This is a genomic window from Lysinibacillus sp. FSL P2-0066 (assembly GCF_037969495.1).
Lineage (GTDB): Bacteria > Bacillota > Bacilli > Bacillales_A > Planococcaceae > Lysinibacillus > Lysinibacillus boronitolerans.
This window is the reverse complement of sequence record NZ_CP150202.1, coordinates 1380144-1395846: the sequence shown is the minus strand read 5'-3', so window position 1 is coordinate 1395846 and position 15703 is coordinate 1380144. Positions and strand designations below refer to the sequence as shown.

Genomic DNA, 15703 nt, shown 5'->3' with positions numbered 1-15703 from the left:
CTATGCTACATTAGTAATACCTGATTCAGCGTTTTTAAAGGAGGCCTCCTATGAAAATTCATTTAACCATCAATCATGAGCTCGAAGAAACAGAGGTTCATATTCATGCCAAGGAGTATAATGAGCAAATTGAAAGATTGATGAAACAGCTTCAAGCAGCCCAAACGACGATGCTAGATGGGTATGATCAACAGGAAATTCATCTATTAAAAATTTCCGATATTTATTCCATTTACGCAGAGGATGCTAAAGTATTTTTGCAGACAGATGAGCAAGAGTTTGAGTCAAAGCGAAAATTATATGAGCTAGAGGCTCAGCTAGCCAAAGATTTTGTGCGCGTGAGTAAGTCTACACTCGTCAATATCCATAAAATATCCTCTATTCAAATGGGCAAAATTGGCACTACACAACTATTACTTGAAAATGAAGTAGCCATTCATGTCAGCCGAAAATATTTAAAAGAATTAAAGAGACACTTAGGTATTGGGAGGGATTCATAGCATGAAGTATTTACGCATGATGATTATCGGTCTACTCATTTCCCTTAGCTCCTCTTATGTCTTAGTGACACTTAGCGTCCTATCAAATAATGCGTTGGCGTCAGGAACAGAGTTATTCGAGCAAATTGTGATCGCAGCCATTCTTGGAATTGCTATTGGTTTGCTATCCTTCATTTTTGATATTGAGCCACTGCCTTTTACAGTTCAGCTTCTTCTCCATTTAGTAGCGGTGACAGCATGTGTACTAACCGCAGGCTATTTTGGTAGCTGGTTTGATTCAGGGGTATGGTATGTACTTATTGCGGAAGCCATTATTTACTTGATTGTTTGGTGTATTCTATATGTTCTTCAATTAAATGATATTGAAAAAATCAATAAAGAAATTCAAAAGAGAAGGGATTAACCACTCATGACGTTTGCGATAAAAGTTGAAAATTTATGTAAACAGTATGGTGAACAGCAAGCTGTCAAAGGCATTTCTTTTACAGTCGAACAAGGCACCCTCTTCGCTTTTTTAGGTGAAAACGGTGCAGGTAAATCTACAACGATTGAAATACTATGTACTTTACTAAAAAAATCGAGTGGTCAAGTAACTATTAATGGTTTCACACTCGACGCAAGCAATGATAACGCGGATATCCGTAAATCTATTGGTGTCGTGTTCCAGCAAAGTCTATTAGATGAGCGATTAACTGTACGTGAAAATATCCTCCATCGAGGGAAAACATATGGTTTATCGAAAGCACAGCTTACCGATAACTATCAATTTGTTTCCACCTATTTGCATTTAGAGGATATTGAAAAGAAAAAATATGGAGCATTATCTGGGGGACAAAAAAGGCGAGCAGATATTGCTCGTGCACTGATTCATCGTCCAAGTATTTTATTTCTGGATGAACCTACAACGGGGTTAGATCCACAAACACGTCAATTTGTTTGGCAGGCAATCAAGCAGCTTCAACTGGAAACCAATATGACTGTTTTTTTAACGACCCATTATATGGAGGAAGCGGCAGTCGCTCACCAAGTCACGGTCTTAAAGCAGGGAAAAATTGTTGCACAGGGAACGCCCGATGCACTTAAAACAAAATATGCCTATGATTCAATGGCTCTTGTTTTTCATAATACTCAGGAGGGAGCAAAATTTCTTGAGGAAAATGCGATTTCCTTTACCGAGAACCAAGGGATATACACCATCCGTTTAACTTCTACCTTACAAGCGCTTCCCCTTTTAAAAGAGGCTGAACCACTTATCGCCTCCTTCGAAGTCATTAAAGGATCAATGGATGATGTCTTTCTTCATATTATGGCAGAGGAGGAGGTTGCGTAGTGGAGGCATTAATTAGTTTAGTTCTACGTAATAACAAAATATTTAGACGGGATAAAACACAGGTGTTCTTCTCCCTACTGTCCGTCATTATTGTCATTGTGCTGTACGCTGTCTTTCTCCAAAAAATGCAGGTAGATGCCATTGAACAACTAACAGAAGCTACACCTGAATTGATCACCATGGTCAATGAGTGGCTTGTAGCAGGCTTACTATCCATGATTGCTGTTTCGACTACACTTGGTGCCTATGGTATCGCTGTTAAAGACCAAGAATCCAAGGTACAAGCCGACTTTTTAACAGCTCCTCTTTCTCGTGCAACCATTCAGTTGAGCTATGTACTCAATGCATTTATTATCGGCTGTATTTTTTCCTTTATCGCGCTCATTGGCTGTGAAATCTTTATTGTCACAACAGGAGGTAAGCTTCTAAGTTTCGGTGGTTTTGTTCAGGTATTGAGCATACTGTTTTTATCTGTCTTGCTTGCGAGTGTTTTTAATTTATTTCTTTCGTTATTTGTGTCGACCCAAAATGCTTTCTCAACACTCGGCACAATTGTTGGTACATTACTTGGATTTTTATGTGGTGTTTATGTACCTCTTGGGGCTCTACCAAGCTTTGCACAACATATAATCATGTACTTTCCAATTAGCCATACAACACTATTATTACGCAATGCATTTATGGAGAGCTCTATTGCAAATGTTTTTGATGGTGTGCCCGTTTCTTATGTGGAAGATTATAAAATGAATTATGGCATTGTTTATGAACTAAATGGACATATACTTAGCTCCACAACAAGTCTAATTGTGATTGCCTGTACAATCGTAGTTCTTTCTCTAGCATCTATGATCTTATTTAAGAGAAAGTATAACTAAATATGAGCCAACCATTTTACACATCGTTTAGAATACGATGTGTTTTTTATTGCTTTAATACAAACATTTTGTTATTTTAAATATTAAATAACAAACAAATTTATAATTCGTTTGTTTTGTTAAGGAGGGATTGCAATGGATGTAAATGAATTATTTTGGCAAGCTCCTATCGATGATCTAAAAAAGGGATATATCGATCAAGCGACACACTTCACCTGCCTACTATGCGGTGAAAAAGTAGAAAAAGGCATTATTTATCCTCAAGAGGGCTTATTATATGAAGCAGAGAAAATGATGCAACACCATATTACATTGGCTCACCATTCTGTTTTTCATTATTTAAACGGTCTCAATAAAAAAATGACAGGCTTAACAGAACATCAAAGTCATATTTTACGCTTATTTTATGAGGGAAAATCAGATCAGGAGATAAAAGAAGAATTAGAGATTGGCAGTGCCACAACGATTCGCCATCACCGTTTTGCTTTAAAAGAAAAGGAACGCCAAGCCAAAACATTATTAGTAATGATGGAGTTATTAAAGGAACAAGATCAGAAGGAGGAGTCATTTGTGCCTATTCATAAAACAGCTACTATGGTTGACGATCGCTATAACGTAACCCTCACGGAAGAGCAGCAATTATTAGCGAAATTATTTCCAAATGGCGTTGGAAAGGAACTGGTACGCTTTCCAAAGCGTGAAAAGCAGAAAATTGTAGTACTGCGTGCTATCGCAAATCTTTTTGACAAGGAAAAGCATTATACTGAAAAAGAATTAAATGAAGTGATCAAGCCGATGTATGAAGACTATGTTCATATACGTCGTTACTTAATTGAATACGGTTTTCTGGACCGCAAAGCAGATGGTAGTGCCTATTGGGTAAAAAATTAAGAAAGCAGGTTATTAAAATGGATCATAAAAAAGAGTTAAAAGAAATGTATAAAGAGATGAAAATTGAAGCTGGCGTTTTTACAATGACAAATACACAAACAGACAAAGTATTTGTGGGGAGCTTTAATAATTTAAAGCGTTTAAATGGCTTTCAATTTATGCTAAAAACCAATACACATACGAACAAGGAGCTTCAAGCAGATTACAATTTATATGGTCAAGAAGCCTTTGAGGTGGAAATTGTTGAGTATTTAAAGAAAAAAGAAGAAGGCTATTTCGATGAAAAAAAAGAGCTCGAAAAGCTGGAGCAAAAATGGCTTGAGACACTAAAGCCTTATGGTGAGCGTGGTTATAATTAGTCATTATAGAATAGTGCATATGCCAAAAAGGTAAATGCGCTATTCATTACTTGTTTGATGCATTGCCAATCAATTGAATTTCCTGCTGTGCTTTCTTCGTTAGTTTATTGAAAACAAGTTCATACGAATGCTTAATAAGATTCTCTACCAAATCCATCGGGACATCCTCAGCATCCATATAAATGGAATTCCAATGGGTTTTATTCATATAGTAACCAGGTATAATGCTTGCATAGGCTTCTCGTAATTCCTCCGCTCGAGAAGGCTCACATTTCAATGTAAGAACAGGCTTACCTGTTCTATTTCCTCCAAGCATGGCATACATTTTTCCACCGATATGATAGCGATCTGCTTGCCACTCCTCTTGATAGTCATACGTTGTTCCATGAAGCTGTATACAGTAAGCATAAATTATTTCTTTTTCCATCTTTACAATCCCCGTCCCCTCAAATAAAAACACACGTTCGATTATGGTAAGTATAACCTAAAACGTGTGTAGAGAATAGCATTATTTAGTTGTACCACGGTCAAACATTCCGATTACTTCCGTCGTCTGTAAAATATTCACAAACGACTTTGGATCAGTCTCCTTAATCGTGCTTTTCACATCAGCTAGTTGGTAACGCGTAATAACAGTAATTAATACTTTCCGACCCTCGCCTGAATACGCTCCCTTTGCATCGATAATTGTTACCCCACGATGTAGCTTTTCTAATAGCTGCTGTTTGACCTCTTCCCCTTTACTCGTAATAATCATCAGCGTTAATTTAATATGGCTTGTATGAATTGTATCCACTACTTTTCCAGTTGCATAAATGGAAACAAGGGTTAACAATGCTGCATCCCAGCTAAAGACAAAGCCAGAAGCTGCCACTACGATACCATTCATAGCTGCAATTAACGTACCGAGTGGAAAATCGCGTTTGCGACTAAGTAGCATAGCAATAATATCAAAGCCCCCTGAGGAGCCAGCTGCTCGGAAAATCATGCCCATTGCAAAGCCTACAATAACACCACCAAATAAGGACGCGAGGATCGGCTCTTGTGTCGCTTTGTGTATTGGAATAATATATAAACTCACTGACAACACAGCGACCGAAAGAATGGTGTAGCTAATAAATCGCTTACCGAGCTTCATCACACCTAAAATCAGTAAAGGCAGGTTAAGCAGTAAATTTAACACGCCTGTATTCAAAGGGGTAATAATCCCAAGCATGATGGCAATACCACTCAACCCACCACTCAAGATTTCATGGGGAATCAATAAATAATTATAGGCAAAGGCCACTAAAATGGAAGAAAGTGTAATTATAATCACATTTCGCATAATGCTATCCCCTATCAATCAACGACCAAATTTTGATACATCTTTGTCATAGACTACCCAATTTTCCCTCATGAAAAACCTATCCTCTTACTTTTTCTTCTGTTCTTCCTTTAAAGGCATATTTTGTTTATGTTCCCCGGTATCCGCAACTTTATAGATTCGCTCAAGCATCGGTGGATGTGTATAACGGAACCACTTCACTAAGAGTGGCGGGTTCACTTCACTTAAGCCTGAAATCGTTAGCTTTTGAAATGCTGTTACAGCCGCTTCTCGATCATTCATAAGGTTAATCGCATACTGATCGGCTCTCGTTTCCTGATATCTCGATATAAAATTGGATACTGGATTGGAGGCAAATAGTAAAATAGAGGTAATGAGTAAAAATAATGGATAGGAACGAATGCTACTGATTTTATTAATTTTTAAAACCTGCCCATACCGTGAAATCAAGCGACGCATAATTTTCGCCGTGAGCCATAGCCCTATCAGTATTAGCAATAAATAGCCTGCAATGCCAAAATAAATATGCTTTTCTACATAATGTCCCATTTCATGTGCCATGATAAATAAAATTTCATTGTCCGTTAGCCTATTTAATGTAGTATCCCATAGCACAATTCTCGAATTGCTCCCAATTCCTGTCACATAAGCATTTAAGGCATTTGTCTTTTCTGCCATATTAACCTCATAAACATGCTCTGCCGGAATATTCGCCTGTGTAGCAAGTGAAAGTATCTTTGTTTCCAGCTCTTTATTTTTTAATGGATAAAAATCATTGTACAAAGGATCAATGACAACTGGCTGAATGAACATCACAAAGATTGTAAAAGGGATGGTTAAAAGCCAAGCATAGAGCCACCACCTTTTTTCACTCTTTTTAATGAGCCAATAAATCACCGTAACAATAATCAAGCTAGTGCCAAAGTTCACCCAAAAATCAATGACACCATCCTTCATCCAAGATGCAAATGCTTGTGTACTGATGCCATAGCTTTTGCTAAGATGATAGCGATAATAATCAAGCGGGAATAGCACGATATAGAGTAATAAAGATAATAGGAATAAGTAGCCTGCATTTTGCAATAGCTTCCACTTCGTTTGGGAGGTCGTCACTTTTTCGAAATAACGGGATACACCCATTAGTAAAATAAAGAAGTAAATAAGCCATTCTAAAGGGGTGGCTACAAAGAATAAAAAGTTCCGTATTTTTGAATATTCACCACTTAAAAAAAGCTCCTTGCCAGACATAAACATCACTGGATCTGCAGCCGTTCCTTGTAAGGCACTCGGTATTTTACCACCGCCGCTGTGGAATATATACCAGTACATACAAAGCACGTAAACACCGAAAAGTAGTAGTGTAACAATGCCCATTTTTTTCGCTATGTTATTTCCCCCTCATATCACCCAAAGTTTGTCCTATAGTAAGTGTAAGCGAAATTATCAAAGTTAGAACAAACATGGGCCTACTTTTTTAATCTCTCTGTGGCCAAAGAAAAATTTCGCCTCATTTCTATATGAGGCGAAATCATTACCGTCCTATTCATTTATCCATAACAAATGCCGTTTTACCACGTTGATCCCCACTTAGATAGCCAGTGGATAATAGCTGCTCATACCATTGCTTTTCTATAGTAGCTGCTTGAGCCGCATCATCTACCTTCGTAGAAAGTTCAACCATAATGTCTCCTTTGTACTGCCATACCTCTATATCCGCTTCATGTCCTAAAAAGCTTCCTTTATAGGTCATAGCACTAGCAGGCCCATATACGACAACTTGAGACAACGTATTTTTATACCATGCTTCGGAGTTCCAATTTACAATTTTCTTTGGCGCATTTTCAAGAATTAGTTTTTTAGCAACATTTGTATCAACTGAATCATAAGAGACCTCAGCAGAAGTCTTCAAGGATTCCTTCCGGCTAATCGTAAATGTACGATGATCTCCCTTAATATCTAGCTCAAACTTATAATTTGACTCAGAACCAGTAAAACCATGATTCATTGTTTCTGCCATTGCTTCACTTAAAGGTGTGTTTAAAAAACGCTTTTTGTAGGTTACATCCATTTTATTACTACCCTTATATACACGTAAGCGATGTATATAATCATTATGGAGAAACGATTGGTCAAGCGTATCATAAAAATAAACTTTTACGTCATCCTTTTTAGTTGCTTGAAAAACCTGGACAATAGTTGATTCCTTAAAAATCTCAGGTTTAATATTGAATTTAATTTCATGGCCCGGCTCAATGGCTGCTTTCGCTTGTGTTGTATTCACACTCATCATACTAATCACTATCAAGCCCAAGACACATATATATAATGCCCAATTTTTTAGTTTAGTCATGCTTTAATTCCTCCTTCGGAAATGTTGTTGTTAAATTTGTATGTGTACTGTGAAAATAGATTGTTTGTCGTGCACGAAGTCTCTGCGACAGTGTCACTACATCCCAATAGTCTGGATGTGTTTTATAGAAGAATTCCTCAGAGATATGCTTTAAGCTAGCTGGATTGTAAGCATGACGAGAATAGCCTGTATGAACAAAAATTGCCGTCGGATAATCCTTTGCAAGCTCCTCCACTTGAGCCGCATCCTGCTCTGAGACAAAATACAATACATGGTCACTGTCCTGTTTTTGCTTGAGTCGTTCTAAAAGCATCACTTTATTCGGCCAAATATTTTCATGCTCTTCCTCATAATGCGCCAATAAAGATTGTAGCTTTACATCTACACGAATGGCTCGAGTTGTATGTTCGGAAAGATACGTCATAATATCAACTGTTTTGCCCGAAAAAGAGGAGGGGAATATAAATGAATGATTGGGATGAGCCTTTACATACATAGCCATTTGCTGTAACACCTCAAGATTTCGAATGCATTTTTCCGCATGTCCACTATCAATAAACGCTACATCATAAACCGTTCCATCCTCCGCTGGCAAGGTCGCCTTTAATAAATACGAATCGACTACATAATCACCAGAGAAAAAAATCATTTCATCAAAGAAACGAATTTTGTACCACACGCTTCCAATTAAATGCCCACTATATCCCCATTGAAAGGCAAGATATTCATTGACCTCTATCCATTTTCCAACCGTATCTGGATAGAAAGTTCGGACTTGTGGAAGAGGCAGTGGAAGCTGCTGAGCAGTTGTATGACTCATTAGTATCGGTCCCGTATAGCCCATGTTCTGTAGTAATGGCAATGCCCCTACATGATCAATATGCGAATGAGAAATAAAGACAGCAGCTAGCTTTTCAATATGATTAGATGTAATATTTGGTGGCGTTTTTTGTGTATCTTTCATAATGCCACAATCCAATAAAATAGCCTGCCTCTGATTTTCAATATAAAAACAATTGCGCCCATATTCGCCTACACCACCTAAAATTTCAACACTAAGCATTGGCCTGCCCTCCACGTTTTTGCAGCCAACCTAATAGGAACATAAAAATAACTGTCATAAGGACGGTTATAACAGCTACTGCCATCCCAACCCCTACATTACCTTGCTCAAATTGGCTATAAATAAAGGTTGCCCCTGTCTCTACTGATGGTGGCAAAATTAAAAGGCCAGCTACAAGCTCCCGCATTGAAATAATAAAGGTCATCATCATTCCCGTTAAAATACCCTGCATCAAAAGTGGTAGGATGATACGACGATAAACAGTAATGTTACTACGTCCAAAAATAGCGGCTGATTGAAAGATAGAGGCATCTAATTGTGAAAAAGAAGACTTTATATACTGCACCGAATAAGGCAAAAACAATACACAGTATGTGACTACTACCATTGCCTTTGTGTTATAAATCGTTGCGGGAAGCCAAGGAGCATTCCAAAACATAATTAAACCTACAACAAAGACAATCCCCGGAATAATATTAGGCATTAAACTAAAGAAGTCTAATATTTGCTGCTTTCTCGTTTCACCTTTTTTAATATAAAGAGCGATGAATAATCCTATTATGGCGGTTATCAAGGCCGTCATGATAGAGAAAACGATGCTATTTAAAAATGCTGTCAATCCTGCGCTTCCACTAGTGAAGACCTCTTGATAAGAAGCCAAACTGAAATTCCCTGCCTGTAAACCATCTCCCCGTACCTTTTGCAAAGAGGTCACGATAATAGAGAAATAAGGAATGCCGATAGATAGCAATACGACAAGCCCTACAAAAGTCCACGAAGCTGTTTTTATATACCATTTGTCTTTGATCTCACGTCTAGCAGGTGTTTTTCCTGATAGCACACCATATGTATATTTGCGTCCAATGAGATTTTGGAAATACCAAATGACTAAGCAAACAGACAATAAGAATAAGGATAGCGAGGTTGCCATGCGAATATCGACTGGCCATCTTGATAAATAGGAATGAATTTCGGTTGTAAACACTTGAAACCCAATCCGACTGCCGAATGTAGCTGGCGTTCCAAATTCAGCAAGCGTCTTAATAAAAATAAGCAGACTTCCCAAAACATAGCTTGAAAATAAAAGGGGTAACACAACCTTTAGCCAATTTTGCGAAGAGCTTCGCCCAAAAATCAGCGCTGCCTCTAAAAATGAGCCATTTATGCGAAGCAATGTATTTTTCAGCATTAAATACAAAAACGGAAACAGGTGTAAGCACATGATCATTACCATGCCAAATAAGGAAAAGAAGGAATCTGTCATCCAAGCAGCACTTGGAATAAGCTGCTGTAAAAAACCATTGTGCTGCATAAACAAAATCCAGCCCATTGAACCAATATAGGGAGGTGTCATAAATGGAATTGTTAACACTATATCGAGCCATTCATATTGAGATAAACTTGTTTTCGTGCGAATCAAAGCCATAGGTAATGCGATAATTGTTGTCCCAATAATCACGAAAACCCCTAAAACCATCGAATTCCCAAGTGTTTTCCATATTCTATCGTGTGCAAACATTCGACTAAACTGTGAAATATCAACATGTCCCTCTTTTATAAAGGTATAAAATAAAATGGCCATCAACGGTGCGATAGCAAATATGATGACAATTGTTAGTAAAAATCCAAAAGCTCGTCTTCCTTCCATTATCATGACGATTTCAACCCTTCTCTATGAAAACTAGAAGGAGGTATATTAACCTCCCTTTATTTAACGAAATAAATCCGTAAACTTTGTTAGTACTTCCAGCTGTTTCGCTTCCGCACCCATCCAATCAACTGTTAACTGTGGTATTTCATCTAATGCTGCACGATTTCTCACAGCAATATCTTTATTTCCTGGTAATAAGTAAGCATCTGCTACTAGCTTTTGCCCTTCATCTGACAATAAAAAATCAACATAGGCTTGTGCAGATTCTACATGTTGTGCATCCTTTAAAATACCTACTGCTCTTGGACTAACAACTGTCCCACTCGTCGGATAAATGATTTCCACTGGCTCACCATCTGCTTTTGCTTTATAAGCCATATAGTCTACACCTGCAATCGTGGCATTTTTCTCGCCTGTAATAACCGCATCCAAGGCTTCTTTATTCGCACCATTGACTTGTAAGCCATTTTTCTTCCAACTATCAATCGTGCTCCAAGCTGTTTTTTCTGCTGCTGTGTAGCCAAATAAGAAATCAACAGCAGATCCTGACAGACTTGGATCGGGAATATTTATTTTATTTTGCCAATCAGCTTTTGCTAAATCAGACCAATCCGTAGGCGCTTGTGTCGTATTTCTCGTATTATAGGCAATACCTAAAGCCGAGGCACTGTAGCCATAAAAATATCCATCTTGATCCGACCAATCACTGTTGATTTTGTCCTTGTTTTTAGCCGCTTCGTAGCTTTGCAATTGATCTGTTGCTTTTAACCCATCCATTGAGGCAACAGAGGCAAGCACAACAATATCAGCTACAGGATTATTTTTTTCCGCTTCTAAACGAGAGAGAATTTTACCCGTAGTTCCTTGAAACATTTCCACTTTAATCCCTGTTTTTTCTTCAAATGCTTGCTGAATATTTGCAGCTAAACTATCTGGTCCAGCAGAATACACTGTCAGTACTTTCTCCTCCTGTGTCTTTGCACTTGCTTCATTCGTCTCTTTTTCCTCTTTATTACCACAGCCAGCTAATGCTAAGGTCAATAAAATGCCAACAGTTGCCCATAATTTAAAATGTCGTTTCTTCAATGTAAACCCTCCAATTGATAGATTTGTTCTTCATCAATAAAAACTTGCAATCTTTTTCCATGCTCTAATGGCTGCTTCTCATAAAAGCTCCAAGGCTGTCCATCTACCTGTGCTTGTACTAAATAACGATCGCCAACAAATGTACTTTTCACAATCTGCGCTTGTTTGGCAATCGTACCAGGACGCGAGACTCTCGAAACCCCTTCAGGTCGCACAATTGATTGTCGATTGTGAAGCCAATTCACTTTGCCAATAAAATCTGCCACATAGGGCGTTGCTGGTGCACGATAAATTTCCTCAGGCGAGCCAATTTGAGCAATCCTCCCTGCCTCCATAACAATAATTTGATCAGACATTGTCATGGCCTCTGTTTGATCATGTGTTACGAAAATGGCTTGGCAATTAAGCTCATGAATGAGGTGCATAATTTCATCTTGCATTTGTTCTCTTAAAACAGCATCGAGAGCGGATAAAGGCTCATCAAATAAAATTAATTGCGGTTTGGTCGCTAAAGCTCTAGCTAATGCCACTCGCTGCTGCTGTCCACCCGATAATTCACCTGGCTTTCGTTTCTCATAGCCTTGCATTTTTACCAATCGCATCACATGCTCGACTCGTTCAGGAATAGCTGATTTCGGAATAATGCCATTTAAACCAAAGGCAATATTTTGGAAGATGGTCATATGTGGCCATAGAGCAAAATCTTGAAAAACCATGGCAATATTACGTTTATTTGGTTTGACATTTTTACGAGACGCCGAAGAATAAATGACGGTGTCATCAAATCGTATTTCTCCTTTTGATGGCTGTTCAAGACCAGCTATCAACTTTAATAAGGTTGTTTTGCCACAGCCTGATTGTCCGAGAATCGTAATAAATTGCTGATCTAACTCCACATCGATCGGCCATAATGCTTGAGACTGCCCATATTTTTTCTCGATATTTTTTAATGAGATTTTCATAAGTGTCCTCCTCGTTACTTACAACTATAAATTCCAGATATTTAGAAAATATTAATCTACTATTAATAACACGTTAAAAAAAATCTAATAAACTAAAGCAAATACAAGATTTTTTCTAATTTTCTTTAGGAGGATAAAATGAACAATAGTAAATTACAGGCATTTTGCTTACTTGTAGAATTAAAGAAATTAGCCCCTGTCGCCAAAGCACTTGGCATTACAGCCCCCACCGTATCCTTTCATATTCGCTCTATAGAGGAGGAATACGGTATTCGTTTATTTCGAACAAATGCTGGAGGATACCGTTTAACAGAAGCGGGCGAAGGTGTGTATCATTACGCTCGACAAATGGTTCAACTTCAAAAGGATATGGATCGTTTTATTGAAAATCTTTTAGCTGGCCATATCGGTTCATTACGATTTGGGGCGAGTGGCTTACCTGCCCATATTTTTATGCCAGATTTAATTCATCAAGTTTCAACGACCTATCCTGAGATTCGCATTTCATTAGAAGTAAAAACAGCACCCGAAATTGAAAAAAAGGTAGCACTACAAGAATTAGATTTCGGGCTCATCATGGAGACTAAGCAGGAAAATCCTTTACTTCAATACGAAACGATCGGTGAAGATGCACTTGTATTGGCATTCAGCCCATCACACGAGCTAGCAGCACAAAAAGACATCACTAAAGAAGATATTCTTAAGTACAAGCTATTGTTGCATACATCCTCTAGCTCCACGAATCACTTCATTGAAAAGTGGATGGACCCTTTTCAGCCTTCTATTTACACAATTGAGCTGGATTCTGTGAGCACGATTAAAAAGATGCTGACCTTTGGCAAAAACTTGGCGTTTCTATCTGTTTCCTTAATAGAAGAAGAATTAAAATCAGGTGTACTGCTGAAGAAAGATCTACATGATGTAACACTAAATAGAAAAATTCAATTGATTTATCCGAAAACGCGCTTAGATCATAAAATGGATGAATTTGTAAAAATGTCGGTTTATGAAATAGCAAAGCAATTAAAAATGTCTTCTACGATGACATAATTCCACATACAGTCGTAATAACATGGAATGGGAAGATATTTTTATGAAAGGAGGGTTGTCCTTGCTAACCAAGCTGTTGACAAAAGATTGTATACAGCTTGCAAACTTTGTCCAATCATGGCAAGAAGCAATTCATTTAGCGGCTAGCCCATTAGTACAGCAACACAAAATTGAACAGCGCTATGTCGAAGCCATGATTCGATCTATTGAACACTATGGTCCTTACGTTGTCATCACACCCAAAGTAGCCATTCCTCATGCACGGCCATCTGATGGGGTTCATGAACTAGCCATAAGCTTGCTACGGTTACAAAAGCCTGTTTTTTTTAGCCCTAATCACCCTGTCTACCTACTGATTGTGCTAGCTGCCATTGACAATGCTTCACATCTACAGGTGTTGGCTGATTTGACATCAGTATTACAAGAACCCGATCAGATTGATGACCTAATCGCCTGTCAACATGCGGACACGATATGGGAGAAAATCAAACAATATACGACAAAGGAGTCAACAGAATGAAAATTTTAGTCGTGTGTGGAAGCGGTTTAGGAAGTAGCTTTATTTTAGAATTGAATGTTAAAAAAGCATTAGAAGTATTGGGGAAAGATGCAGAGGTAACGCATACAGATTTAGCGTCTGCCAAGGCGGAGAAAGCAGATATTTATTTAGGGGCCGCTGATATCGTGAATGAATTAGCGAAAGACAAAGGAATCATTGTGAGCATCGTTAATATGATGAGTATTGCAGAAATAAAAGAAAAGCTTGAACCATTGCTTTAAGCATAAAAAAATTGGATAGGATGAGGTGTTGATATGTTAGATGTTATCATGCATGACATTTTAGGAACACCAGCTATATTAGTCGGCCTATTCGCTTTTATTGGTTTACTCATTCAAAAAAAATCAAGTTCCACTGTTCTGTCAGGTACATTAAAAACGATAATGGGCTTCGTCATCCTCGGAGCAGGGGCCACTGTCTTGATTGGCTCCTTAGATCATTTTAGTAAAATGTTTGATCATGCCTTTCAGGTACAGGGAGTCATTCCCAACAATGAGGCCATCGTGGCAGCTGCTCAGACTAATTTTGGTACAGCTACTGCATTAATCATGGTATTTGGTATGATTATGAATCTACTATTTGCGCGATTTACGCCATTAAAATATATCTTTTTAACTGGACATCATACATTATTTATGGCTTGTTTAATCGCTGCTTCATTGTCAGTTGGGGGGATGAATGGGACACCTCTTATTATTGTCGGGTCTATTATTCTTGGGCTTTGTATGGTCGTGTTCCCTGCCATTTTGCAGCCGACGGTTCGGCAAATAACAGGTAGTGACGACTTTGCAGTTGGTCACTTTGGCAGTGTTGGCTATTATGTTTCTGCAAAGATTGGTAAGCTCTTTGGCAATAAAACGAAATCCACAGAGGACATACAGGTTCCGAAATCATTAGGCTTTTTACGAGATACCTCAGTGGCTATTTCTTTAACAATGAGTGTGTTCTTTGTGATTGTTGCCCTTTTTGCTGGCCCTTCCTATATTGAGTCACAATTATCAGCTGGCTCAAATTTTATTATTTTCGCTATTATGCAAGCGATTACATTTGCAGCGGGTGTTTATATTATTTTAGCAGGTGTACGGATGTTAATTGCTGAAATTATTCCAGCCTTCAAAGGCATTGCAGATAAACTTGTACCAAACACAAAACCAGCACTTGATTGTCCAACCATCTTTCCTTTTGCACCAAATGCCGTTATTATTGGTTTCATTTTTAGTTTTATAGCAGGGCTGGTTTCCATGTTTATACTCCCCTTCATCGGACTAAAAGTCATCGTACCAGGTCTTGTTCCACATTTCTTCACAGGTGCTGCGGCGGGTGTCTTTGGAAATGCTACTGGCGGTAGAATTGGTGCGATGTCCGGAGCCTTTGCCAATGGTTTATTAATTAGCTTTATTCCAGCCATACTCCTTATCTTTATGGGAGACATTGGCTATGAGGGCACAACCTTCGGTGATTCAGACTTTGGGGTAATCGGCATTATTATTATTAATTTATTAAAATTATTCGGCGCTGTTTAGAACATATAAAGCCTGACGCTATTTGCGTTAGGCTTTTATAGTGCTGTACATACAAGAAGTGCTACGAAAACCTTTATAAATCAATTACTTTATTAGTAATCTAGCTTTATATTATTAACTTATTATGTATATAGAAATGATTCATTATTCTTAGACATCCTAAAAATTTTTTGCACG

18 protein-coding genes are annotated in these 15703 nt (G+C 38.1%); 10 read left to right on the top strand and 8 right to left on the bottom strand.

Annotated features, from left to right (window positions below):
* The first annotated feature begins 50 nt into the window (after positions 1 to 50).
* The 6 genes from MKZ14_RS06710 to MKZ14_RS06685 all read left to right on the top strand — a co-directional run bounded on the left by MKZ14_RS06710 (position 51) and on the right by MKZ14_RS06685 (position 3955).
* On the top strand, positions 51 to 500 hold the full coding sequence (locus MKZ14_RS06710) for a LytTR family DNA-binding domain-containing protein (protein WP_339280720.1): 450 nt from the start codon (positions 51 to 53) through the stop codon (positions 498 to 500).
* Position 501: 1 nt separating this feature from the next.
* Positions 502 to 903, top strand: a complete 402-nt coding sequence (locus MKZ14_RS06705) for a DUF3021 domain-containing protein (RefSeq protein ID WP_339280719.1) — start codon at positions 502 to 504, stop codon at positions 901 to 903.
* A 6-nt stretch (positions 904 to 909) separates the two neighbouring features.
* A complete protein-coding gene (locus MKZ14_RS06700) occupies positions 910 to 1830 on the top strand; it encodes an ABC transporter ATP-binding protein (RefSeq protein ID WP_339280718.1) in 921 nt (306 codons plus the stop codon).
* The gene (locus MKZ14_RS06695; protein ID WP_339280717.1) at positions 1830 to 2705 is read left to right on the top strand and encodes an ABC transporter permease; all 876 of its coding nucleotides are present in this window, start codon (positions 1830 to 1832) and stop codon (positions 2703 to 2705) included. Before MKZ14_RS06700 ends, MKZ14_RS06695 begins: the two co-directional genes overlap by 1 nt.
* A gap of 135 nt (positions 2706 to 2840) precedes the next feature.
* Complete coding sequence (locus MKZ14_RS06690) at positions 2841 to 3596, top strand: DUF2087 domain-containing protein (protein WP_339280716.1); 756 nt, start codon at positions 2841 to 2843, stop codon at positions 3594 to 3596.
* Between the two features lie 17 nt (positions 3597 to 3613).
* A complete protein-coding gene (locus tag MKZ14_RS06685) occupies positions 3614 to 3955 on the top strand; it encodes a GIY-YIG nuclease family protein (protein ID WP_339280715.1) in 342 nt (113 codons plus the stop codon).
* Positions 3956 to 4001: 46 nt separating this feature from the next.
* Here the strand turns inward: MKZ14_RS06685 and MKZ14_RS06680 are convergent, their stop codons facing one another.
* From MKZ14_RS06680 to MKZ14_RS06645, 8 genes are all read right to left on the bottom strand, one after another.
* Positions 4002 to 4382 (bottom strand): MmcQ/YjbR family DNA-binding protein, encoded by a 381-nt coding sequence (locus MKZ14_RS06680; RefSeq protein ID WP_339280714.1) that lies wholly within the window; start codon positions 4380 to 4382, stop codon positions 4002 to 4004.
* Positions 4383 to 4463: 81 nt separating this feature from the next.
* On the bottom strand, positions 4464 to 5282 hold the full coding sequence (locus MKZ14_RS06675; RefSeq protein ID WP_016995490.1) for a YitT family protein: 819 nt from the start codon (positions 5280 to 5282) through the stop codon (positions 4464 to 4466).
* Positions 5283 to 5369: 87 nt separating this feature from the next.
* Positions 5370 to 6668, bottom strand: a complete 1299-nt coding sequence (locus MKZ14_RS06670; RefSeq protein ID WP_339281008.1) for a M48 family metallopeptidase — start codon at positions 6666 to 6668, stop codon at positions 5370 to 5372.
* Between the two features lie 157 nt (positions 6669 to 6825).
* Positions 6826 to 7632 (bottom strand): hypothetical protein, encoded by an 807-nt coding sequence (locus MKZ14_RS06665; protein ID WP_339280713.1) that lies wholly within the window; start codon positions 7630 to 7632, stop codon positions 6826 to 6828.
* Positions 7625 to 8695 (bottom strand): MBL fold metallo-hydrolase, encoded by a 1071-nt coding sequence (locus tag MKZ14_RS06660; RefSeq protein ID WP_339280712.1) that lies wholly within the window; start codon positions 8693 to 8695, stop codon positions 7625 to 7627. The genes MKZ14_RS06665 and MKZ14_RS06660 overlap by 8 nt, the downstream gene beginning before the upstream one ends.
* Entirely contained in the window at positions 8688 to 10349 is a 1662-nt protein-coding gene (locus MKZ14_RS06655; protein ID WP_339280711.1) for an iron ABC transporter permease, read from the bottom strand. The genes MKZ14_RS06660 and MKZ14_RS06655 overlap by 8 nt, the downstream gene beginning before the upstream one ends.
* Before the next feature lie 57 nt (positions 10350 to 10406).
* Positions 10407 to 11432 carry an ABC transporter substrate-binding protein gene (locus tag MKZ14_RS06650; RefSeq protein WP_339280710.1) on the bottom strand — a complete coding sequence of 342 codons (1026 nt, stop codon included), beginning with the start codon at positions 11430 to 11432 and terminating at the stop codon, positions 10407 to 10409.
* Positions 11429 to 12394 carry an ABC transporter ATP-binding protein gene (locus tag MKZ14_RS06645; RefSeq protein WP_339280709.1) on the bottom strand — a complete coding sequence of 322 codons (966 nt, stop codon included), beginning with the start codon at positions 12392 to 12394 and terminating at the stop codon, positions 11429 to 11431. Before MKZ14_RS06645 ends, MKZ14_RS06650 begins: the two co-directional genes overlap by 4 nt.
* A gap of 138 nt (positions 12395 to 12532) precedes the next feature.
* Here MKZ14_RS06645 and MKZ14_RS06640 point away from each other — a divergent pair, with 138 nt between their 5' ends.
* The 4 genes from MKZ14_RS06640 to MKZ14_RS06625 all read left to right on the top strand — a co-directional run bounded on the left by MKZ14_RS06640 (position 12533) and on the right by MKZ14_RS06625 (position 15526).
* Positions 12533 to 13444 carry a LysR family transcriptional regulator gene (locus tag MKZ14_RS06640; RefSeq protein WP_036079945.1) on the top strand — a complete coding sequence of 304 codons (912 nt, stop codon included), beginning with the start codon at positions 12533 to 12535 and terminating at the stop codon, positions 13442 to 13444.
* Between the two features lie 61 nt (positions 13445 to 13505).
* A complete protein-coding gene (locus MKZ14_RS06635; RefSeq protein ID WP_258860428.1) occupies positions 13506 to 13964 on the top strand; it encodes a PTS sugar transporter subunit IIA in 459 nt (152 codons plus the stop codon).
* Positions 13961 to 14224, top strand: coding sequence for a PTS sugar transporter subunit IIB (locus tag MKZ14_RS06630; protein WP_312127122.1), 264 nt, complete (start codon positions 13961 to 13963; stop codon positions 14222 to 14224). The genes MKZ14_RS06635 and MKZ14_RS06630 overlap by 4 nt, the downstream gene beginning before the upstream one ends.
* A 33-nt stretch (positions 14225 to 14257) precedes the next feature.
* Positions 14258 to 15526, top strand: coding sequence for a PTS ascorbate transporter subunit IIC (locus MKZ14_RS06625; protein WP_339280708.1), 1269 nt, complete (start codon positions 14258 to 14260; stop codon positions 15524 to 15526).
* Positions 15527 to 15703: the final 177 nt, after the last annotated feature.